This is a genomic window from Thioclava sp. F36-7 (assembly GCF_002020075.1).
Lineage (GTDB): Bacteria > Pseudomonadota > Alphaproteobacteria > Rhodobacterales > Rhodobacteraceae > Thioclava > Thioclava sediminum.
On sequence record NZ_MPZR01000002.1, the window covers coordinates 111163 to 131304 of the forward strand.

Genomic DNA, 20142 nt, shown 5'->3' on the forward strand with positions numbered 1-20142 from the left:
ACGAAATGACATCAATTTGAACGGAAAACGAGGACGCATGAGACGCCTTCGCAACGTGAAGATCGTGGCTACGCTGGGCCCTTCTTCCTCGGACTATGACAGCATCAAAGCTCTGTTCGTCGCAGGCGCGGACGTGTTCCGCCTGAACATGAGCCATGGCAGCCACGAAGAGCATCGCGCTCGGCACGCCATCATCCGCCAACTCGAAGCCGAATTCGGCCGCCCGATCGCGATACTCGCGGATCTTCAAGGCCCGAAACTGCGCGTCGGCACCTTCGCCGCGCATGGGGCGGAGCTGGAGGATGGCGACAAGTTCCGCTTCGATCTCGACGAGACGCCCGGCGCCACGCATCGTGTGTGCCTGCCGCATCCCGAGATCTTCCAGGCGCTCGAGCCGGGCTCGGAACTGCTGGTCAATGACGGCAAGATCCGTCTGGTGGTCGACGACTGCGGCGACGATTTCGCGAATTGCACCGTCACCGTGGGTGGCACGATCTCGGACCGCAAGGGCGTGAACGTCCCCGACGTGGTGCTGCCGCTGGCCGCGCTGTCGGAGAAGGACCGCAAGGATCTGGAATTCGCCTGCGAGATGGGTGTCGACTGGCTCGCGCTGAGCTTCGTGCAGCGTCCCGAGGACGTCGAAGAGGCGCGCGAGCTGGCCAAGGGCCGCGCGGCGATCCTGTCGAAGATCGAGAAGCCCTCTGCGGTGCGCAGCTTCGACGAGATTCTTCAGGCTTCGGACGGGATCATGGTCGCCCGCGGCGATCTGGGCGTGGAGCTGCCTGTTCAGGCCGTGCCGCCGATCCAGAAGCAGCTGATCCGCAAATGCCGCACCTGGGCGAAGCCCGTGATCGTGGCGACGCAGATGCTGGAATCGATGATCGAGAGCCCGATGCCGACCCGCGCAGAGGTCTCCGACGTCGCGACCGCGATCTACGAGGGCGCCGATGCGGTCATGCTGAGCGCGGAATCCGCGGCGGGTAACTACCCGGTCGAAGCGGTCGAGACGATGAACAACGTCGCGATCTCGGTCGAGAAGGACCCGACCTACCGTGAAGTGATCGAGGCCTCGCGCCATGCGGCCCGTCAGACCGTCGCCGACGGGATCGTGGCCGCCGCGCGCGAGATCGCCGAGACCACCGACATCGCGGCGATCTGCGCCTATACGCAATCGGGCAAGACGATCGCGCTCATCGCGCGGGAGCGTCCGCGGGTGCCGATCATCGCGCTTTCGCCGATCGAGGCGACGCTGCGCCGGGTCTCGCTGACCTGGGGCGTGCATGCGGTGCCGTGCGGCGAGCTGGAGCGGTTCAAGCAGGCCGTCGTCAACGCCGCCCGCGCGGCGCGCGATTTCGGTTTTGCCGACGAGACGCAGCAGATCGTCGTCACCGCAGGCGTGCCGTTCAACGTGCAGGGCACCACGAACATCCTGCGCGTCGCGCCCTGTGATGAGCGATTGATTTACCGCACTGACCCTGAGTAACCTTTCCCGAGAGGGTTGGTGACAAGGGCGCAGGCGATGGATCTTTCTTCGGTAGATGCCGATCTCCTGCTGACGATCGGGCTGGCGATCGCGATCATCGCGATCCCGGCTGCGATCTCCGCCTTCTCCGACAGCCGCCCGCCGCGGGCGGCGACGGTCGGGATCCTGGTGGCGGGGGCGCTGATCCTGCTGGCTTTCTACGCCCGGCCGGGGGGCTACACGCTCAAGACGGTGCCAGACGCGGTGGCGCGCGTGTTGGCTCGCGTGGTCAATTACTAGCGTCCCCCTCCGGGGTATGGTCGTTCCGGATTTTTCCCTTGCCAAACTGACCTGCGGCGTCTAACAGGCCCACTCTGAACCCGCGCGGCCGGCCGAAGTGGCATGCCGAGTCGCGCTTCCACACCCTGCAAAGGAGCTGTAAATGCCCAAGATGAAGACGAAATCCGCTGCCAAGAAGCGGTTCAAGTTCACCGCGACCGGCAAGGTCAAGGTGGGTCCGGCCGGCAAGCGTCACGGCATGATCAAACGCTCGACGAAATTCATCCGCGAAACCTCGGGCACCATGGTGCTCTGCGAGGCGGATACGAAGATCGTCAAGAAATACATGCCCTACAACCGCTGAACTCGGGAGACTTGAACAATGGCACGCGTCAAATCCGGTAAGGTCACCCACGCCGCGCACAAGAAAGTGCTCAAGAAGGCGAAAGGGTATTATTCCTCGCGCTCGCGCAACTTCCGCACTGCGACCCAGGCGGTCGACAAGGCGAACCAATACGCGACCCGCGACCGTAAAGCCCGTAAGCGTAATTTCCGCGCGCTCTGGATCCAGCGTATCAACGCCGCCGTGCGCGCCGTCGATGCCGATCTGAGCTACTCGAAGTTCATCTTCGGCCTCAACCAGGCTGGCATCGAAGTGGACCGCAAGGTTCTCGCCGATCTCGCCGTGCACGAGCCCGAAGCCTTCGGCGCGATCGTCGAGCAGGCGAAAGCCGCCGCCGCCGCGTAATCGGCTGACGATAGAATTCGGGAAGGGCCGCTCCATCTGGGGCGGCCTTTTTCGTTTCGGGTGGCTGGCCTGCCGGGGAGGGGGCTCTGTCCCCACTCGTTTCACGAGCCCCCCGGGATATTTCCACCAAGAGGAAGAAAAAACGCCCGGCTCGGGCCCATCGTCGGGCAGCTGACCGGGCGCTTCTCCTCGAGCGGTCATCGGCGTCCCCGCCTGTACCGCGTCTCCGAGACAATCCGATTCTGGTTAAGGATGTTTTGCGCTTCTTCTCGAGGGAAATATCCCGGGGGAGGCCGCAAGGCCGGGGGCAGCGCCCCCATCCGCCCTTTGCCTGCAAGCGCGAGGTTGCAAAGGCGCGCCGGCGCGGCTAACCCGTGGGCCAAGCAAATTCCCGGGGAATGATATGCAAGAGCTTCGCGATAAATACCTGAGCGCCGTGGCCGATGTGACCGACGAGGCCGCGCTGGAAGAGATCCGTCTGGCTGCCTTGGGCAAGAAGGGCGAGATCAGCCTGAAGATGCGTGAGCTGGGCAAGATGACCCCGGAGGAGCGCCAGACCACGGGCAAGGCGCTCAATGTCCTGAAAGACGAGATCGACGCGGCGCTGCGCGCGAAGAAGGCGGCGCTGGCAGATGCGGCGCTCGATGCGCGGTTGCGCGAGGAATGGCTCGACGTGACGCTGCCGGGCCGTCCGCGGCGGCAAGGCACGATCCACCCGGTCTCTCAGGTGATGGACGAGGTCACCGCGATCTTCGCCGATATGGGCTTTGCCGTGGCCGAAGGCCCGCAGATCGAGGACGACTGGCACAATTTCGACGCGCTCAACATCGCGCCCGAACACCCCGCGCGGCAGGAGCATGACACGTTCTTCATGCATCGCGACGAGGGCGACAATCGTCCGCCGCATGTGCTGCGTACCCATACTTCGCCGGTACAGATCCGCGCGATGCTGGAGCAGGGCGCGCCGATCCGCGTGATTGCGCCGGGCCGCGTCTACCGCATGGACATGGACCAGACCCACACGCCGATGTTCCATCAGGTCGAGGGTCTGGCGATCGGCAAGGACATCTCGATGGCGAACCTGAAATGGGTGCTGGAGGAGTTCTGCAAGGCCTTCTTCGAGGTGGACGGCGTCGAGCTGCGCTTCCGCGCCTCGCATTTCCCCTTCACGGAGCCGTCCGCCGAGGTCGATATCCGCTGCTCGTGGGAGGGCGGCAGCCTGAAGATCGGTGAGGGCGACGACTGGATGGAGATTCTCGGCTCGGGGATGGTGCATCCGAAAGTGCTCGAGTCCGCCGGGATCGACCCGAACGAATGGCAGGGCTTCGCCTTCGGCATCGGGATCGACCGCCTCGCGATGCTGAAATACGGCATCCCCGACCTGCGGGCCTTCTTCGAGAGCGACCTGCGCTGGCTGAAGCACTATGGGTTCAGCGCGCTGGATCTGCCGACGGTGGCTGGTGGGTTGAGCCGGTGATGCAATGGCTTTCTTCAGCCGCGGTTGTTGGTCTGTTCGTCGGGACCGTTTTTTACGCGTGGCAAAGAAAGCTTGAGCATGATTTCCAATTCCGTAAAGAAAAGCGTGAATTGTATCGAGCTCTGATAACTCAAATTATCGCTCTTCGCGATGAAGTGGTGGGCGATCGCGAGCTATTCTTCCGTGAGTTACGTCGCCTTCAAGGCCGGGCGTATGAGACCCGACTAGTTGCCGGAAACGGGCTTTTTGATCGTGTCATGTTAGTTCGTGAATCACTCGTTGATGCCCGGTTGTATTTTGATGGGGAGGGGTACGAGGAAGGTGATATTCTTCGCGAAGAAAGTAAGCTCCATAGGCAAATTAACGATTTTTCGGATAAGTTCGATGCACTAGTTCGCGCTATGGATGCTGACTTACGTGATACCGTAGAATTCCTTCCTCGTTTCGATAGTTTTGGGGAGTCGAATAAAAAAGTCTGAAGCCCCCATGCCCACCCCCATCACCTTCACCTTCGGCGACAGTCGCGCGCTCTGCGATCAGCTCCTCGCCCTGATCCGCCAGGGCAAGAAGACCGCCACCTGCGGTGCGCTCACCTATTTCACCGAAGGGGGCGAGGATATGCCGGTGGTGGGGCGGCGCGACATTGCGCTCGACTGGGATGGCAACCCCGCTGTTATGATCGAGACCGTCGAGGTCACGATCCGGCGGTTTTGCGATGTCGATGAAGACTTCGCGCTGGCCGAGGGGGAGGACGAGACGCTGGAGGGCTGGCGGCAGGGTCATCAGGCCTATTTCGAGCGTAACGGAGGTTTTACCCCCGAGATGGAACTCGTTTGCGAACGGTTTCGCTTGGTAAAGGATTATCAAGGAGAACCCGATGGCCCAGAAGAAACGCCTCTTCGACACCCCGAAGCATGAACAAAGCCCCGAGCAGCGCCGCTTCGTCGCCCTCACGGAGATCGCCTATACGGTGGTTGATTTCGGCGCGGCCTTCTGTTTCGTCATCGGCTCGATCTTCTTCTTCTACGAGAGCCTGATGATCCCCGGCACGTGGTTGTTCCTGATCGGGTCGCTCCTTTTCGCCGCAAAACCCTCGATCCGGCTTTGGCGGGAGTTGAAACTCCTTGAGATGGGGGATTACAAGGACCTCGCGCAGCGCAAGCAATCCTGAGGGAAGTCCGATGAAATTCACCCTGTCCTGGCTCAAGGATCATCTCGAGACCGAGGCCACCGTCGATCAGATCGCCGAGGCGCTCACCGATTTGGGTCTGGAAGTCGAGGAGGTCATCGATCCGGCGGCGAAGCTGGAGACGTTTACGCTCGCCAAGGTGCAGTCCGCCGAGCAGCACCCCGACGCCGATCGTCTGCGGGTCTGCATGGTCGAGACGGATGAGGGTGTGACGCAGATCGTCTGCGGTGCGCCGAATGCGCGGGCCGGGATCACGGTCGTGCTGGCCAAGCCCGGTGACTATGTGCCCGGCATCGACGTGACGCTGTCGGTGGGCAATATCCGCGGGGTGGAGAGCCACGGGATGATGGCCTCCGAGCGCGAGCTGGAGCTGTCGGACGAGCATAACGGGATCATCGAATTGCCGTCGGGCGAGGTGGGGCAGAAGTTCACCGACTGGCTGGCCGAGAACCGTCCCGAGGCGGTCGATCCGGTGATCGAGATCGCAATTACGCCGAATAGGCCGGACGCGCTTGGCGTGCGCGGGATTGCGCGCGATCTGGCGGCGCGGGGTCTGGGCAAGCTCAAGCCGCTCGACGTGCCGAAGGTCGAGGCTGCGTTCGACGCTCCGATTTCGGTGACGATCGACCCGGTGCTGAAGGACAAGGGCTGCCCGCTATTTGCTGGCCGCGTGATCCGCGGTGTGAAGAACGGGCCGTCGCCTGAGTGGCTGCAAAAGCGGCTCAAGGCGATCGGTCTGCGCCCGATCTCGACGCTGGTCGATATCACCAACTACTTCACCTATGACCTGAACCGGCCGCTCCACGTCTTCGACATGAAGAAGGTGGCGGGCAATCTGGTGATCAAACCGGCCGAGGGCGGCGAGGAGTTCCTCGCGCTCGACGAGAAGACCTATACCGTGCGCGCAGGCGACATGGTGATCTGCGACGACAAGGGCGTCGAGAGCCTTGCCGGGATCATGGGTGGCGAGGAGTCCGGCGCGGATGAGGACACGGTCGATGTGTTCCTCGAGAGCGCCTATTGGGACCCGATCACCATCGCGGCGACCGGTCGAGCGCTGAAGATCAATTCGGATGCGCGGTATCGGTTCGAGCGCGGTGTCGATCCGGCCTTCACGCTGCCGGGGCTCGATCTGGCGGCGAAGATGATCGTCGATCTCTGCGGTGGCGAAGTGTCGGACGTGGTGATGGACGGCGCGGTGCCGGATGTCAGCCGCGCTTACAAGCTGGACCCGGCGCGGGTGATCTCGCTCGTCGGCATGGATATTCCCGAGGCCACGCAGCGCGAGACGCTGGAGGCGCTTGGCTTCACGCTCGACGGCGACATGGCGACGCCCCCGACCTGGCGCCCCGATGTGCTGGGTTCGGCCGATCTTGTCGAGGAAGTGGCGCGCATCGCCTCGCTGACGAAGCTCGAGGGTAAGCCGATGGGCCGCGAGACGACCGGCGTGCCGGACGCGATCCTGACGCCGATGCAGCAGCGCGAGCGGATGGCGCGGCGCACGACGGCGGCTTTGGGCTACAATGAATGCGTGACCTACAGCTTCATCGACGAGGCCTCGGCCAAGCTGTTCGGCGGTGGCGCGGATGCGACGAAGCTGGAGAACCCGATCAGCTCGGAGATGACGCATATGCGCCCCGATCTGCTGCCGGGTCTCTTGCAGGCGGCCGCCCGCAATCAGGCGCGCGGTCTGAACGATCTGGCGCTGTTCGAGGTGGGCCCTGCGTTCAACGGCGGCGAGCCGGGCGAGCAGGTTCTGCAGGCGACCGGGCTTCTGGTCGGTCACTCCGCGCCGCGCGATCCCTTCGGCTCGCGCCGTCCGGTGGACCTTTATGATGCGAAGGCCGATTCCGAGGCCGTGCTGGCCGCGGTCGGCGCTCCGGCGCGCGCGCAGATCAACCGCAAGCTGGACGCGTGGTGGCATCCGGGTCGCGCGGGCAATGTGGCGCTTGGTCCGAACCTGCTGGCGACCTTTGGCGAAGTGCATCCCAAGGTGCTGCGCGAACTGGGCGTGAAGGGCCCGGCGGTCGCCTTCACGATCCGTCTGGCAAACATCCCCTTCCCGAAGAAGAAGGGCGCGACCCGGCCCGCGCTGCAGATTTCCGACTTGCAGGCGGTCGAGCGCGATTTCGCCTTCGTCGTGGATGCGAATGTCGAGGCGCTGACCGCTGTGAACGCGGCGATGGGCGCCGACAAGAAGCTGATCGAGAGCGTCAATGTCTTCGACCAGTTCACCGGCGCGAAGGCCGAGGAGCAGATGGGCGCGGGCAAGAAGTCGATCGCGCTGACGGTGCGGATGCAGCCCGCCGACAAGACGCTGACCGATGCCGAGATCGAGGCGGTGAGCAAGAAGATCGTCGAGAAGGTGAGCAAAGCCACCGGCGGCACGTTGCGCAGCTAAGGTTGTCCTCGAGAGAGTTTGGAACGCCCGGTCGGAGAGACCGGGCGTTTTCTTTTGCGTGCAGCGGAGGGCGGTCGGGCGCTGCCCGGGCCGCTGACGCGGCTGATCCGGGCATTCAACTCCAGCCGTTCTCACCCGAGGCTCGGGCGCGTCCCTGACCCGTCCGACCCAGCGTAATCCTTCCCTATCTTCCGAAACCCGTTAGGCTTTTCGCGAACGAGGGAAGGAGGAGCCCTTGCGTTTCGATTATCTCATTCTGGGCGGCGGCTCGGCGGGGTCGGTGCTGGCGGCGCGGCTGTCGCAGGACCCGACCGTGACTGTCTGTCTTGTCGAGGCGGGCCGCGAGGCGCGCGACATCTTCGTGCGTGCGCCTGCGCTGGTCGCCGCGATGGTGGCGGGGCGGCCGCCGATCCACAACTGGGCGCTGCGCACCGTGCCGCAGCCGGGGTTGAACGGGCGGCGCGGGTTCCAGCCGCGGGGCCGGGGGCTGGGCGGGTCGTCGGCGATCAACGCGATGCTCTATGCGCGCGGCCAGCCCGAGGATTACGACGGCTGGGCCGAGGCGGGCGCCGAGGGCTGGGACTGGGAGACCGTGAAGCCGTGGTTCCTCGCCTCCGAGCGCAATGCCCGCGGGGCGTCGGACTGGCATGGCGCGGCAGGGCCGTTGCAGGTCGGCGATCAGCGTCGCCCGCGGGCGATCAGCCGCGCTTTCATTGAGGCCTGCGAAGCCGTGCAATGCCCGCCGAACGAGGATTTCAACGGGCCACGACAGGAAGGGGCGGGGCTCTATCAGGTCACGCAGTTTTGGGACGGTCCGCGCAAGGGCGAGCGCTGTTCTGCGGCGGCGGCCTATCTGCATCCCGTGATGGCGCGGCCCAATCTGACCGTGCTGACCCGCGCGCGGGCCGAGAAGATCGAGATCGCGGACGGGCGCGCGACGGGGGCAATCGTCCGGCAAGGCCGCAAGCGGATGAAGATCGAAGCGGCGCGCGAGGTGATCGTCTCGGCGGGGGCGTTCGGCTCGCCGCAGCTGCTGATGCTCTCAGGGATCGGGCCTGCGGATCATCTGCGCGAGGTCGGGATCGAACCGCGTCTCGATCTGCCGGGCGTAGGCGCAAACCTTCAGGATCATCTGGATTACGTCATCAGCTACACCTCGCCCCGGCCCGATGTGGTGGGGCTGAACCCGCGCGGGCTGATGCGGCTGGCACGGGCGGCGGGCGCGTGGCGCAAGCATGGCGAGGGGTTGTTCGCCTCGCCCATGGCCGAGGGTGGGGCCTTCCTGCGGAGCGATCCGAGCCTCACCCGGCCCGATCTGCAGATCCATTTCGTCGTGGGCATCGTCGATCAGCATATGCGCAAGCCGCATCTGGCCGATGGCTGGTCGGCTCATATCTGCCCGCTGCGGCCTCAGTCACGCGGCACGCTGCGACTGGCCTCGAGCGATCCGCGCGCGGCGCCCTTGATCGATCCCGAATACCTCTCCGATCCGCGCGATGCAGAGCTGCTGCTGAAAGGCGCGCGGCTTCTGGACCGGATCGCCGAGGCAGAGCCGCTTCGCCCGTGGCGGGGGCGCAGGCTCTATCCGCATGACGGGACGGATGAAGGGCTGATGGCCGACATCCGGGCACGGGCGGATACGATCTACCATCCGGTCGGCACCTGCGCGATGGGGCAGGGCGACATGTCGGTGGTCGATCCTCAGCTGCGGGTGTGCGGGATCGACGGGCTGCGCGTTGTCGATGCCTCGGTGATGCCGCGGCTGATTTCGGGCAATACCAACGCGCCGACGATCATGATCGCGGAGCGCGCCGCCGCGTTCATTCGAAAGGATCAGTCGGCGCGATCGGTCGGGTGATTGACGCCGTCATTCCACGGCACCGGGTCCAGATCGCGCGGGTTCACCCCTTCCAGACAGGCGGCATTCACGCCGTATTGCTCCGGGTTCGAGCGGCGCTGGTGATGGGTGTAGATGCCGCAGGTTTTGCAGAAGTAATGCTTCGCGGTCATCGTGCCGAATTGGTAGAGCGTCAGGTTATCCTCGCCCTTCACGATGCGGATGCCAGAGAGCGGCGCCGAGACCGCCACCGCGCCGCGCCGACGGCAAAAAGAGCAGTCGCAGCGCCGCTTGGTGTTGAGCCCGTCGGAGAGTGTCACCTCCATCTCCACCGCGCCGCAATGGCAGGTCAGGCGGTGGGGCGATTGAATCTCGGGCAGCATCAGCGTCTCCGTGTGACTGTGGGGATATTGGTCTGGCGCTCGCGCGCCTCGGGGAAGGGCGGGTGGCCATGGGTGAGCCGCCAGAAGAGCGGCCCGCCAAGGCGATACCACAGCGGCAGCGTCAGAAGCGCGCCCGCCACGAAGCCTCCGATATGGGCCATATGTGCCACCCCGCCTGCCTTGCCGGAGGTCAGCTCGTTGAATAGCTGGATCGCGAACCACAGGCCCAGCACCAGCCAAGCAGGCGTGGCCCAGATCTTGAAGAAGACGAGGAAGTAGAACAGCACGTCGATCCGGGCTTTGGGATAGAGCAGCAGATAGCCCCCCATCACGCCTGCAATCGCCCCTGAGGCCCCGACCATCGGCACGGTCGCATCGGGGTTTGCGGCGATCTGTGCGAAGGCGGCGGCCAGCCCGCAGGCGAGATAGAAGATCAGGAAGAGAACGCGCCCCATCCGGTCTTCGAGATTGTCGCCGAAGACCCAGAGAAACAGCATGTTGCCCGCCAGATGCAGGATGCCCGCATGCAGGAACATGTGGGTGAAAAGCCCGTGCCACGCGACGCCATGGGTCACCGCGGCAGGCCAGAGCGCGTTGTCGAGCCAGAGTTCGCGCATATCGCCGCCCCAGGGCGCGGTGAAGACATAGACCACGATGTTGATCGCGATCAGGGTCCATGTGACCCACGGGGTGCTGTAAGAGGGGTTGTGATCGCGGATCGGGAACATTGCCCGAGAGGGCCACGCCCCGCACCGCCGGTCAAGGCGCTTATTGCGTGGCTTCGATCACCGTGTCGCCCTGCGAGATCAGCTCCAGCCGATCCTGCGACAGTTTCACCGTATCGACGCGGGCCATGGCCGAGTGGAAGGCCTTCTCGACACCCATCGCGGGCTCGGGGCACATCATGCGCGTTCCGGCCAGCTCGCCGACGCGCACCCGACCGTCCTTTTCCGAGATCCGGCCGTTATAGTGATTGCAGCCCGCCTTGCCCGCGATCAGGCCCTTTTCGGGATGGGTCAGGGTGACCTCGACGCCGTCGGGGATGGGCTTGCCGTCGATCGACACCACTTCCCAGATCGCGTTCGGCGCAATCGCCTCGAGAGGGTCGCCCGGCTCCGACTGGCATCCTGCCACAAGCCCCAAGGCCAGCAGCGGGCCGATCACGATCGCACGCATTTTCGCATCCCTCCTGGTCTCACGCGCCTTGCTTAGACCTTGAGAATGGGCTGTGCCATTCACGCCCCCGTGAGCGGCTGTCGGAAAGTTGCGACATCGGCGCGCATCCTCCTTGGCCCGAAGGCCGTATATCTCTATGCTCTCGCCCCGCGACAGGAGGAGTCCCATGATCAATGAACTCGGGCATTTTGCCCTGATTCTCGCCTTTGCGGTGGCCATCGTGCAGGCCATCGTGCCCATCGTCGGCGCGCAAAAAGGCTGGCGCGGCTGGATGGCGGTCGGCGAACCCGCAGCGACAGCGCAGTTTTTGCTCATCGCGGTGAGCTTTGCGGCGCTGACCCACGCCTTCGTCGTGTCGGACTTCTCGCTGAAGCTGGTCTGGGCGAATTCCCATACCGACAAGCCGATGCTCTACAAGATCACCGGCGTCTGGGGGAATCACGAAGGCTCGATGCTTCTGTGGGTGTTGATCCTGTCGCTGTTCGGGGCGGCGGCGGCCGTGTTCGGTGGCGCCTTGCCGCCGCGGCTGCGCGCCCGCGTGCTGAGCGTTCAGGCCTGGATCGGCGTGGCCTTCCTCGGCTTCATCATCTTCACCTCCAACCCGTTCCTGCGTCTCGCGGAGCCGCCGTTCAACGGCGAGGGGATGAACCCGCTCCTGCAGGATCCGGGTTTGGCTTTCCACCCGCCCTTCCTCTATCTCGGCTATGTCGGTCTCTCGATGTCGTTCTCCTTCGCGGTGGCGGCGCTGATCGAGGGGCGGGTCGACGCGACCTGGGCGCGCTGGGTGCGGCCGTGGACGCTGGCGGCCTGGATCTTCCTGACCATCGGCATCGCGCTGGGCTCGTGGTGGGCCTATTACGAGCTTGGCTGGGGCGGTTTCTGGTTCTGGGACCCGGTGGAGAACGCCTCCTTCATGCCGTGGCTTCTGGCCGCCGCGCTGTTGCACTCGGCCATCGTGGTCGAGAAGCGCGAGGCGCTGAAGTCGTGGACCATCCTTCTGTCGATCATGGCGTTCGGTTTCTCGCTGATCGGCACCTTTATCGTGCGTTCGGGCGTGATCACCTCGGTGCATAGCTTCGCCTCCGACCCGCAGCGCGGCATCTTCATCCTCGGCATTCTCGCGCTCTTCGTGGGCGGGGCGCTGACGCTCTATGCATTCCGAGCGACCTCGATGCAGGCCAAGGGCGTATTCTCGATGCTGTCGCGGGAAACCGCGCTGGTGATCAACAACATCCTGCTGGCCGTCGCGGCGCTCGTGGTCTTCGTAGGCACGGTCTGGCCGCTGGTCGCGGAGATGTTCTTTGGCCGCAAGCTGTCGGTCGGCGCGCCGTTCTTCGATCAGGCTTTCACCCCGTTCATGGTGATCCTCGCCCTGATCCTGCCGGTCGGCGCGATGATGCCGTGGAAACGCGCGCGCCTTGGCCGCGTGGTGAAGCCGCTGATCCCGGCCTTCGTGCTGGCGCTGGCCGTGGGCGGCCTCGCCTGGGCTGTCGAGAGCGGCAATTCGCTGCTCGCGCTCGTCGCGGTGTTCCTGGGCAGCTGGCTTGTCTTCGGGGCCATGACCGAGCTGTGGCAGCGTTCGGCGCGTAATTTTGGACGCCTCAAGCGCCTGCCGCGCGCCGATTGGGGCAAGGCCACCGCGCATGCGGGTCTGGGTGTCACCTTCATCGGCATCGGTCTTCTGACCGCGGGCCAGATAGAGGATATCCGCGTCGCCAAGCTCGGCGAGCCCTTCACCGTGGACGGCTACCAGATCACGCTTCAGAAGGTCGAACAGGTCAAAGGTCCGAACTACACCTCCTCCACCGGCACGATGACGGTCGAGAAGGACGGTAAGCTGATCGGCACCATGCATCCCGAGAAGCGCGTCTATCCGGTGCAGCGGATGCCGACGACCGAAGCCGCGATCCACACCACGCCGCTGGGCGATATCTACCTCGTGCTCGGCGATCCGCAGGATCAGGGCGGCTACGCGGTGCGCACCTATATCAAGCCCTTCGCGGACTGGATCTGGGCGGGCGCGATCATCATGGCGTTGGGCGGGCTGCTGAGCCTGTCGGATCGTCGCTACCGTGTGGCAGCGGGGGCGCGCAAATCGCGTGCCGCCCCGTCGCAAGCGTCTCCGGCGGAGTAAACGATGCTCAGGAAAACCTTCTTTGCCTTGGCATTGATGCTTTCGGCGCTCCTCTCGATCGGGCCTGCGCTTGCGGTGCAGCCCGACGAGATCCTGAAGGACCCGGCGCTGGAGGCGCGGGCGCGCGAAATCTCCAGGGTGCTGCGCTGCCCGGTCTGTCAGGGCGAGAATATCGACGACTCCAATGCCGAGGTGTCGCGGGATCTGCGGCTGCTGGTGCGCGAGCGTTTGCAGGCAGGCGACACCAATAGCCAGGTGATCGACTACATCACTGCCCGCTATGGCGAGTATGTCCTGTTCGAGCCGGAGAAGCGCGGGGCGAACCTGCTGCTATGGTATCTCGGCCCGGGGGCTTTGATCGTCGCGCTGATCGGCGGGTTCTTCTATGTTCGTTCGCGCCGCACCGCATCCGAGGGTCCGGCTCAGCCCGATCTCTCCGAGGACGAACGCAAGCGGCTTAATGAGCTGATGGGCGAGTAGGGGGCTTTCCTGCCCTCGCTCGAGCCTTCCATCCAGACGGAAAAGCAGGGCGCGCGGCGGCCCGTGGGGTGGCGCATCGCGACCTTAGACGGCAGGCGCTTTATGCCAGCCACGCCCCTCCATCGAATGAACGTCGCGCGCGGTTACCAATGCGTCAGCCCGTCGGGACGGGCCGGCGCGCGCCCTGCGCCTTCGGCGCGCTCCGGGCGCAGGCGCTCTTCAGGCGTCTGAAAATGAAAGAAGCGCCGGGTAAGCCCGCCGCTTCTCTATTCTCGCCCTGATCTCTCGGGGGCAGCGCTTACTCGATCCCGCCGAGGCACATGTATTTCAGCTCGGTGAAATCCTCGATCCCGTATTTCGAGCCTTCGCGGCCGACACCCGATTGCTTGATGCCCCCGAACGGGGCGACCTCGGTCGAGATCAGCCCAGTGTTCACACCGACGATCCCGGTCTCCATCGCTTCGGCCACACGCCAGACGCGGGCGAGGTCGTTGGCGTAGAAATAGCCCGCCAGCCCGAATTCGGTCGCGTTGGCCATCTCGATCGCCTCGGCCTCGGTCTCGAAGCGGATCAGCGGAGCGAGCGGCCCGAAGGTCTCCTCGCGCGCGACCCGCATCTGCTGCGTCACGCCGGTCAGCAGCGTCGGCTCGAAGAAGGTGCGCCCGAGGTTCGAGCGATGCCCGCCCGCAGCCACCTGCGCGCCCTTTTCGGTCGCGTCCGAGATATGCGCTTCGACCTTGGCCAGCGCGTCCGCGTTGATCAGCGGCCCGGTGGTCACGCCCGGCTCGAAGCCGTTGCCTGGCTGCAGGGTCGCAAGCCGCGCGGTCAGCTTCTCGGCGAAGGCGTCATAGACCCCGGCCTGCACGTAGATCCGGTTCGCGCAGACGCAGGTCTGCCCGTTATTGCGGAACTTCGCGATCATCGCGCCTTCGACCGCCGCATCGAGATCGGCATCGTCGAAGACGAGGAAGGGCGCGTTGCCGCCCAGTTCTAGGCTGATCTTCTTCACCGTCTCCGCCCCTTGGCGCATCAGGATCTTGCCCACGCGGGTCGAGCCCGTGAAGGTGATCTTGGCGACCTTGGGGTTGGCGCAGAGCTCTTCGCCCATGCCCGCCGCATCGACGCCGGGGATGATGTTGAAGACACCCGCCGGGATGCCCGCGCGCTCGGCCAGCACGGCCATCGCGAGGGCCGAGAGCGGCGTCAGTTCGGAGGGACGCCCGACGAAGGTGCAGCCCGCCGCCAGCGCCGGGGCCAGCTTGCGCGCGATCATCGCGTTGGGGAAGTTCCACGGCGTGATCGAGCCCACCACGCCCACGGGCTGGCGGATCACGAGGATGCGCTTGTCGCGCTGGTGGCCGGGGATCACGTCGCCATAGACGCGCTTGGCCTCTTCGGCGAACCATTCGAGGAAGCTTGCGCCGTAGGCGATCTCGCCCTTGGCCTCGGCCAGCGGCTTGCCCATCTCGGCGGTCAGGATCGCGGCGAGGTCGTCCTGATTTTCCATCATCAGGTCGTGGAAGCGGCGCAGGTAGCCCGCGCGCTCCTTGCCGGTGAGCGCGGCCCAGTCCGGTTTCGCGGCATGGGCGGCCTCGATCGCGGCGCGGGTGGCGTCCACGTCGAGATCGGCCACCTCGGCGACGGTCTCGCCGGTCGCAGGATCCTGCACGGCGAAGCGCTTCGCGCCCTCGATCCACTCGCCGTTCACATAGGCGCGGGTCTCCAGCAGGCTCGGGTCGTTCAGCTTGAGCATATCAGCCCTCCTTCGCGGCGGTCATCGCCTCTTCGAGGATGTCGAGCGCCTTGGCCATCTGGTCGTCGGGGATAGTGATCGGCGCGAGGAAGCGGATCACGTTGCCATAGACGCCGCAGGTCAGCAGCAGCAGGCCGCGGTTGAGCGCTTCGACACGGATGCGCTGGGTCAGCGCTGCATCGGGCTTGCCGTCCGACATCAGCTCGACCGCGACCATGAAGCCGGGGCCGCGGATCTCGGCGATCTCTGGCATGTTGGCGCGGATGGCTTCCAGACGCTGTTTGAGACGCGAGCCGAGCTCGTTGGCGCGGGCGCAGAGGTCTTCCTCCTCGATCACGTCGAGCACCGCGTTCCCGGCAGCGATTCCCAGCGGGTTGCCGCCATAGGTGCCGCCCAGACCGCCCGGGTTCGCCGCGTCCATGATTTCGGCGCGACCGGTCACCGCCGCGATCGGAAGACCGCCGCCCAGACCTTTCGCCATCGTGGTGACGTCGGCCGCCACGTCGTAGGCGTCCATGGCGAACAGCGTTCCGGTGCGCGCGAAGCCGGTCTGCACCTCGTCGGCGATCATCACGATGCCATGCTCGTCGCAGAAGGCGCGCAGGCGCTTGACGAAATCATGCGGCGCCGAGTTGAAGCCGCCTTCGCCCTGCACGGGCTCGAAGATCACTGCGGCGAGGCGCGTGGGGTCGAGATCGGTTTTGAACAGGCTCTCCATCGCGGCGAAGCTGTCGTCGGTCGACACGCCATGCAGCGCGTTCGGGAAGGGGACGTGGAACACGTCGGGCATCATTGCGCCGAAGCCCGCCTTGTAGGGCGCGACCTTGCCGGTGAGCGTCATCGTCATGAAGGTCCGGCCGTGGAAGCCGCCGCTGAAGGCGATGACCGCGTTGCGGCCCGTGTAGGCGCGGGCGATCTTGATCGCGTTCTCGACGGATTCAGCTCCGGTGGTGACGAAGATCGACTTCTTGTCGAAATCGCCCGGCACCTTTTCGTTGAGCCGCTCGGCGAGGCGCACATAGGGCTCGTAGGGCATCACCTGATGGCAGGTATGGGTGAAGGCGTCGAGCTGGGCTTTCACCGCCTCGATGACTTTCGGGTGGCGGTGGCCGGTGTTCACCACCGCGATCCCGGCGGCGAAATCGATCAGTTCGCGACCATCGGCATCGGTGACGGTGGCGTTCTCGGCGGAGACGGCGAAGTTTTGGGTCTGCACACCCACGCCCCGGGCAAGGGCGGCGGCGCGGCGGGTTTCGAGGTCGGCATTGCTGGACATGGGCACTCCTCAGGGGCTGGAGAATCACGGAATGATGTGACGCTAGTGTTTAACGGATAACTGTGCAATGTTTAGTTTGTTAAACGCATGGCGAAGGTGCGCGTGCTGGAAATCCGCCCGGCCGCACTCTAGAACAGGCACAGGACAGGAGGCTTGCGGTGAGCGAATTCGACGTGGGCGGACGGCTTCGGGCGATCCGCGAGGACAAGGGATTGTCGCAGCGCGAGCTGGCGCAGCGGTCGGGCGTGACCAACGGGCTGGTCTCGCTGATCGAGCGTAACAAAACCTCGCCCTCGATCACCTCGCTGCGCAAGATCCTCGAAATTCTCGAGACGACGCTGGCGGAGTTCTTCGACAGCGACACGCCCGCCGAGCCCGGCAAGTTCGTCTTCCGGCATTCCGAGCTTACCGAGATCAACCCGGGCCGGATCTACCGCTCGGGCGGTGCGGCGCTCGATGCGCTCTCGCTCAAGCGGGCGGGCAAGTCGGGGCAGACCAACATTCTGCTGCTCTACGAGACCTATGAGCCCGGCGCCGATACCGGGGCGGAGGCCTATGCCCATGAGGGCGAGGAGGGCGGTTTCGTTATCGAGGGCGAGTTGTTGCTGACGGTCGGCGAGACCACCGAGTTGCTGCGCGCGGGCGATGCCTACCTGTTCGACAGCCGCCTGCCGCACCGGTTCCGGAACGTGGCCAAGGCGCGTTGCGTGGTGGTCTCGGCCGCGACCCCGCCGACTTTCTGAGCGGTGCTCTCAGTAATAGGTCCGCTCTGTCAGATCGCTCTCGGCCATCATTTTTTCGCAGGCCGCGAGGAAGGCGGCTTCCGCGCTCGACTGCTTTCGCTGCCGATTGGTGAGCAGGTAGATATTCACCATCGGCAACCCGTCATAGGGCGGCAACTGGCGTAGCCGACCCGACTCGACGTCGCGATGCGCGACGTGCAGCGGCAGCGCCCCGATGCCGATGCCGGCCACGATCATCCGGCGCAGTTCGTGCAGGTTCGACGACACCCCGCGCCAGCTCGGGGCGAGTTTGGCCCGCGCACGCAGCAGCGAAACCGGGTGAAGCGGGCCGTCCTCGGTCTCGGTCTGGAACGACACCGAGGTCTCGCCTTCGATCTCGGCGAGGGTGATGTCCTCGCGGTCGAAAAGGGGATGGCGCGTGCCGCAGAACAATCCGAAATACTCGCGGTAGAGCACCTGCGCGCGGAGGTTCTCGGGCGTCTTGTGAAGCAGGCAAATCCCCAGGCTCGCCCGATTCTGTTGCACCCGGTTCACCACTTCCTCGCTCTCGGCCACCGTCATCGAGAAGGTCACCTTCGAATGTTCGGTGGCGAAATCATGCAGCACTGCGTCGTAGTGATCCGAGATCACATGCGAGGTCGTCGTGATCGCGATATGGCCGCGCAGCTCCTCCGCGCCGGTCTCCAGCAGGGAAGGGATTTGCGACACCGCGCCGAAGATCTGGGCGCATTCCTGATAGAGCAGGTTGCCCGCCCTAGTGACTTTGAATTCATTGGGTTTTCGGATGATCAGCTCGTGGCCGGTGCGTTCCTCCAGCCGCTTGAGCGCGGCCGAAATCGTGGGCTGTTTGAGCCCCAGAAGATAGGCCGCCCGGGAGATGCCCCGCTGCTCCACCACCACCATGAAAGTGCGCAGAAGGTTCCAGTCGAGATGCCAAGGGAAACGTTGTTCGTAGGGCTTGACCATAGCCTAGATCTATATTGAAGATTTCTATTATTTATTTGCGCAATGGCGGTCGCCATGCAAGCGTTTCCGTCAACGAGGCTCTGGAAGGGGCGCTCGCCGTGGCGGGACGCGCCGGAAACAAGGCCGCCCGCAGTCATGACCAACAGGAGAAATCCATGACCAACCGCAGAACCGTTCTCAAAACCATCCTCGGGGCTGGCTCGCTCGCAGCGACCGGCATTTCGCTGCCCAGCCTCGCCGCGGCTGACGAGCTGGAGAGCCTCAAGGACAAGGGCGTGATCCGGATCGCCATGTCGGGCGCCTACCCGCCCTTCAACTTCATCAACGATTCGAACGAGGTCGTGGGCTTCGACCCGGCTATCGGCGAGGAGATCGCCAAGCGCATGGGGCTGAAGACCGAGATCGTGACGACCGCGTGGGACGGGATCATCGGCGGTCTGCTGGCCAACAAATACGACGCCATCGTCGGCTCGATGTCGATTACGCCCGAGCGCGAGAAGGTCGTCGATTTCGTCGGTCCGTATTACACGACAAAGCGCGCGATCTTCGTGCTGCCCGACAGTCCGATCAAGTCCGTCGCCGATCTGAAGGACGTCACCGTCGGCGTGACGCTGGGCGAGACGCACGAAGAGTGGGCGCGTGAGCAAGGCTATGACGTGAAGACCTACAAAGGTCTGCCCGAGCTGATCCTCGAGCTTCAGAACGGTCGTGTCGACGCGATCATCAACGACTCGATCGCGGCGATCCTCGCGATGAAGAAGAACGATTACAAATACCGCATTCTCGACGATCTGAAGACCGACGCGATCGGTGCGGGCATCGCTATCCGCAAGGGCAATCCCGAGCTGAAAGACGCGATGCAGAAGGCGCTCGATTCCATGATGGAAGACGGCACCTACGAGAAAATCGCGATGAAGTGGATCGGCGCTGACATCCGCTGATCGGCGCGATCCAAGGAATGGTGGGCAGTCCGTCGTCTGACGGCTGCCCCGCCACACCCCAAACTTCGATGGATTCCCGAAAGGACACCGAACGGATGACCGCCGACTATGGAAAGCTGACTTGGGAGCAGGTCCGTGACGCGGATAAGGATCGTGTGGTGATCCTGAATGTTTCTGCAACGGAAGATCACGGGCCGCATATGCCGCTCGATACCGATACGGTTCTGGGAATGGCGGTGGCCAATGGTGTTGCCGACGCCGCGCCCGACGAAGTTTTCGTCATGCCCGCGATCCCCTATGGCTTCAACGAGCATCACAAGGACTTTCCGGGGGTCATCTGGATTCAGCCGGAGACGCTGATCAATTTCGTTTGCGACGTGACCGAGTCCCTCGCGCATCACGGCTTCCGCCGGATCCTGCTGCTGAACTCGCACGGGTCGAACCACCCGATCCTCGATCTCGCGGCGCGCAAGACGGTCATCCGCACCGGCATCATCTGTGTCTCGGCGTCCTACTGGAACTTGTGCAGCGACCGAATTCAGGACCTGCGCAAATCCGAGGTGGGCGGCATTGCCCATGCCGGAGAATTCGAAGCTGCGATGTGCAAGCATCTGCACCCCGAGCTTGTCGATCTCGACAAGGCCGAGTGTCAGAACCTGCACGATCCCGACACCAAATTCTTCAATCTCGATTTGGCGGCCGGTGGTGGCAAGGCGATGCTTATGCGCTGGTGGTCCTCTGTGTCACCCGACGGCACGATGGGGGATCCAACTGTCGCCGATGCCGAGACTGGCAAGGCGTTCCTGGAAGCGGCGATCGAAGAGACGACAGCGCTCGTGCGCGAGATACGCGCGCTGCCCATCCTGTCCCGCCGCGATCATCATTAAGGGGAATGCC

At 64.5% G+C, this 20142-nt stretch carries 21 protein-coding genes; 15 read left to right on the forward strand and 6 right to left on the reverse strand.

Annotation, left to right across the window (positions count from 1 at the left end; all coding sequences use genetic code 11):
• Nucleotides 1-37: 37 nt before the first annotated feature.
• The 10 genes from pyk to BMI89_RS03450 all read left to right on the forward strand — a co-directional run bounded on the left by pyk (nt 38) and on the right by BMI89_RS03450 (nt 9414).
• A complete protein-coding gene (gene pyk / locus BMI89_RS03405) occupies nt 38-1483 on the forward strand; it encodes a pyruvate kinase (protein WP_078548906.1) in 1446 nt (481 codons plus the stop codon).
• A 36-nt stretch (nt 1484-1519) separates the two neighbouring features.
• On the forward strand, nt 1520-1762 hold the full coding sequence (locus tag BMI89_RS03410) for a hypothetical protein (RefSeq protein WP_078548903.1): 243 nt from the start codon (nt 1520-1522) through the stop codon (nt 1760-1762).
• 142 nt (nt 1763-1904) lie between these two features.
• Nucleotides 1905-2105, forward strand: coding sequence for a 50S ribosomal protein L35 (rpmI, locus tag BMI89_RS03415; protein ID WP_078542184.1), 201 nt, complete (start codon nt 1905-1907; stop codon nt 2103-2105).
• Between the two features lie 18 nt (nt 2106-2123).
• Nucleotides 2124-2489 (forward strand): 50S ribosomal protein L20, encoded by a 366-nt coding sequence (gene rplT / locus BMI89_RS03420; protein ID WP_078522551.1) that lies wholly within the window; start codon nt 2124-2126, stop codon nt 2487-2489.
• Between the two features lie 403 nt (nt 2490-2892).
• On the forward strand, nt 2893-3966 hold the full coding sequence (gene pheS, locus BMI89_RS03425; protein WP_078522552.1) for a phenylalanine--tRNA ligase subunit alpha: 1074 nt from the start codon (nt 2893-2895) through the stop codon (nt 3964-3966).
• Nucleotides 3966-4445 (forward strand): hypothetical protein, encoded by a 480-nt coding sequence (locus BMI89_RS03430; protein ID WP_078569847.1) that lies wholly within the window; start codon nt 3966-3968, stop codon nt 4443-4445. The genes pheS and BMI89_RS03430 overlap by 1 nt, the downstream gene beginning before the upstream one ends.
• A gap of 7 nt (nt 4446-4452) precedes the next feature.
• Nucleotides 4453-4884: an ASCH domain-containing protein gene (locus BMI89_RS03435; RefSeq protein ID WP_078569848.1), complete on the forward strand. Its 432-nt coding sequence runs from the start codon at nt 4453-4455 to the stop codon at nt 4882-4884.
• A complete protein-coding gene (locus BMI89_RS03440; RefSeq protein ID WP_078522554.1) occupies nt 4844-5137 on the forward strand; it encodes a YrhK family protein in 294 nt (97 codons plus the stop codon). The genes BMI89_RS03435 and BMI89_RS03440 overlap by 41 nt, the downstream gene beginning before the upstream one ends.
• Before the next feature lie 10 nt (nt 5138-5147).
• Nucleotides 5148-7556 (forward strand): phenylalanine--tRNA ligase subunit beta, encoded by a 2409-nt coding sequence (gene pheT / locus BMI89_RS03445; protein ID WP_078569849.1) that lies wholly within the window; start codon nt 5148-5150, stop codon nt 7554-7556.
• 235 nt (nt 7557-7791) lie between these two features.
• Nucleotides 7792-9414 carry a GMC family oxidoreductase N-terminal domain-containing protein gene (locus BMI89_RS03450; RefSeq protein WP_078569850.1) on the forward strand — a complete coding sequence of 541 codons (1623 nt, stop codon included), beginning with the start codon at nt 7792-7794 and terminating at the stop codon, nt 9412-9414.
• On the opposite strand, the gene BMI89_RS03455 is transcribed toward BMI89_RS03450, so the two are convergent.
• The 3 genes from BMI89_RS03455 to BMI89_RS20805 are packed head-to-tail and all read right to left on the reverse strand — an operon-like array spanning nt 9390 to nt 10952.
• The gene (locus BMI89_RS03455; protein ID WP_078569851.1) at nt 9390-9776 is read right to left on the reverse strand and encodes a GFA family protein; all 387 of its coding nucleotides are present in this window, start codon (nt 9774-9776) and stop codon (nt 9390-9392) included. The two genes, BMI89_RS03450 and BMI89_RS03455, sit on opposite strands and share 25 nt — an antisense overlap.
• Nucleotides 9776-10504, reverse strand: coding sequence for a rhomboid family intramembrane serine protease (locus BMI89_RS03460; RefSeq protein ID WP_078569852.1), 729 nt, complete (start codon nt 10502-10504; stop codon nt 9776-9778). Before BMI89_RS03460 ends, BMI89_RS03455 begins: the two co-directional genes overlap by 1 nt.
• A gap of 40 nt (nt 10505-10544) precedes the next feature.
• Nucleotides 10545-10952, reverse strand: coding sequence for an META domain-containing protein (locus BMI89_RS20805; protein WP_168173873.1), 408 nt, complete (start codon nt 10950-10952; stop codon nt 10545-10547).
• A 166-nt stretch (nt 10953-11118) separates the two neighbouring features.
• Here BMI89_RS20805 and BMI89_RS03470 point away from each other — a divergent pair, with 166 nt between their 5' ends.
• Nucleotides 11119-13086: a heme lyase CcmF/NrfE family subunit gene (locus BMI89_RS03470; RefSeq protein WP_078569853.1), complete on the forward strand. Its 1968-nt coding sequence runs from the start codon at nt 11119-11121 to the stop codon at nt 13084-13086.
• A 3-nt stretch (nt 13087-13089) separates the two neighbouring features.
• On the forward strand, nt 13090-13566 hold the full coding sequence (locus tag BMI89_RS03475; protein ID WP_078569854.1) for a cytochrome c-type biogenesis protein: 477 nt from the start codon (nt 13090-13092) through the stop codon (nt 13564-13566).
• 298 nt (nt 13567-13864) lie between these two features.
• Here BMI89_RS03475 and BMI89_RS03480 read toward each other — a convergent pair whose 3' ends face one another.
• Nucleotides 13865-15319 (reverse strand): NAD-dependent succinate-semialdehyde dehydrogenase, encoded by a 1455-nt coding sequence (locus BMI89_RS03480; RefSeq protein WP_078569855.1) that lies wholly within the window; start codon nt 15317-15319, stop codon nt 13865-13867.
• 1 nt (nt 15320) lies between these two features.
• On the reverse strand, nt 15321-16595 hold the full coding sequence (locus BMI89_RS03485) for a 4-aminobutyrate--2-oxoglutarate transaminase (RefSeq protein WP_078569856.1): 1275 nt from the start codon (nt 16593-16595) through the stop codon (nt 15321-15323).
• A gap of 158 nt (nt 16596-16753) precedes the next feature.
• Here BMI89_RS03485 and BMI89_RS03490 point away from each other — a divergent pair, with 158 nt between their 5' ends.
• Nucleotides 16754-17338 (forward strand): cupin domain-containing protein, encoded by a 585-nt coding sequence (locus BMI89_RS03490; RefSeq protein ID WP_078569857.1) that lies wholly within the window; start codon nt 16754-16756, stop codon nt 17336-17338.
• Between the two features lie 9 nt (nt 17339-17347).
• Here BMI89_RS03490 and BMI89_RS03495 read toward each other — a convergent pair whose 3' ends face one another.
• Nucleotides 17348-18304 carry a LysR family transcriptional regulator gene (locus tag BMI89_RS03495; protein WP_078569858.1) on the reverse strand — a complete coding sequence of 319 codons (957 nt, stop codon included), beginning with the start codon at nt 18302-18304 and terminating at the stop codon, nt 17348-17350.
• Between the two features lie 155 nt (nt 18305-18459).
• Here BMI89_RS03495 and BMI89_RS03500 point away from each other — a divergent pair, with 155 nt between their 5' ends.
• Both BMI89_RS03500 and BMI89_RS03505 read left to right on the forward strand, forming a co-directional pair.
• The gene (locus BMI89_RS03500) at nt 18460-19245 is read left to right on the forward strand and encodes an ABC transporter substrate-binding protein (RefSeq protein ID WP_078522566.1); all 786 of its coding nucleotides are present in this window, start codon (nt 18460-18462) and stop codon (nt 19243-19245) included.
• A gap of 95 nt (nt 19246-19340) precedes the next feature.
• Nucleotides 19341-20132: a creatininase family protein gene (locus BMI89_RS03505; protein WP_168176767.1), complete on the forward strand. Its 792-nt coding sequence runs from the start codon at nt 19341-19343 to the stop codon at nt 20130-20132.
• Nucleotides 20133-20142 lie beyond the last annotated feature (10 nt).

What these genes read in the sequence shown, in the direction of transcription:
- BMI89_RS03455 (WP_078569851.1), bottom strand. Translation starts at nt 9,776, where the DNA reads ATGCTGCCCGAGATTCAATCGCCCCACCGCCTGACCTGCCATTGCGGC.
- BMI89_RS03480 (WP_078569855.1), bottom strand. Translation starts at nt 15,319, where the DNA reads ATGCTCAAGCTGAACGACCCGAGCCTGCTGGAGACCCGCGCCTATGTG.
- BMI89_RS03440 (WP_078522554.1), top strand. Translation starts at nt 4,844, where the DNA reads ATGGCCCAGAAGAAACGCCTCTTCGACACCCCGAAGCATGAACAAAGC.
- BMI89_RS03505 (WP_168176767.1), top strand. Translation starts at nt 19,341, where the DNA reads ATGACCGCCGACTATGGAAAGCTGACTTGGGAGCAGGTCCGTGACGCG.
- BMI89_RS20805 (WP_168173873.1), bottom strand. Translation starts at nt 10,952, where the DNA reads ATGCGTGCGATCGTGATCGGCCCGCTGCTGGCCTTGGGGCTTGTGGCA.
- rpmI (WP_078542184.1), top strand. Translation starts at nt 1,905, where the DNA reads ATGCCCAAGATGAAGACGAAATCCGCTGCCAAGAAGCGGTTCAAGTTC.
- pheT (WP_078569849.1), top strand. Translation starts at nt 5,148, where the DNA reads ATGAAATTCACCCTGTCCTGGCTCAAGGATCATCTCGAGACCGAGGCC.
- BMI89_RS03460 (WP_078569852.1), bottom strand. Translation starts at nt 10,504, where the DNA reads ATGTTCCCGATCCGCGATCACAACCCCTCTTACAGCACCCCGTGGGTC.
- BMI89_RS03475 (WP_078569854.1), top strand. Translation starts at nt 13,090, where the DNA reads ATGCTCAGGAAAACCTTCTTTGCCTTGGCATTGATGCTTTCGGCGCTC.
- BMI89_RS03495 (WP_078569858.1), bottom strand. Translation starts at nt 18,304, where the DNA reads ATGGTCAAGCCCTACGAACAACGTTTCCCTTGGCATCTCGACTGGAAC.
- BMI89_RS03485 (WP_078569856.1), bottom strand. Translation starts at nt 16,595, where the DNA reads ATGTCCAGCAATGCCGACCTCGAAACCCGCCGCGCCGCCGCCCTTGCC.
- rplT (WP_078522551.1), top strand. Translation starts at nt 2,124, where the DNA reads ATGGCACGCGTCAAATCCGGTAAGGTCACCCACGCCGCGCACAAGAAA.
- BMI89_RS03410 (WP_078548903.1), top strand. Translation starts at nt 1,520, where the DNA reads ATGGATCTTTCTTCGGTAGATGCCGATCTCCTGCTGACGATCGGGCTG.
- pyk (WP_078548906.1), top strand. Translation starts at nt 38, where the DNA reads ATGAGACGCCTTCGCAACGTGAAGATCGTGGCTACGCTGGGCCCTTCT.
- BMI89_RS03430 (WP_078569847.1), top strand. Translation starts at nt 3,966, where the DNA reads ATGCAATGGCTTTCTTCAGCCGCGGTTGTTGGTCTGTTCGTCGGGACC.
- BMI89_RS03470 (WP_078569853.1), top strand. Translation starts at nt 11,119, where the DNA reads ATGATCAATGAACTCGGGCATTTTGCCCTGATTCTCGCCTTTGCGGTG.
- pheS (WP_078522552.1), top strand. Translation starts at nt 2,893, where the DNA reads ATGCAAGAGCTTCGCGATAAATACCTGAGCGCCGTGGCCGATGTGACC.
- BMI89_RS03435 (WP_078569848.1), top strand. Translation starts at nt 4,453, where the DNA reads ATGCCCACCCCCATCACCTTCACCTTCGGCGACAGTCGCGCGCTCTGC.
- BMI89_RS03500 (WP_078522566.1), top strand. Translation starts at nt 18,460, where the DNA reads ATGACCAACCGCAGAACCGTTCTCAAAACCATCCTCGGGGCTGGCTCG.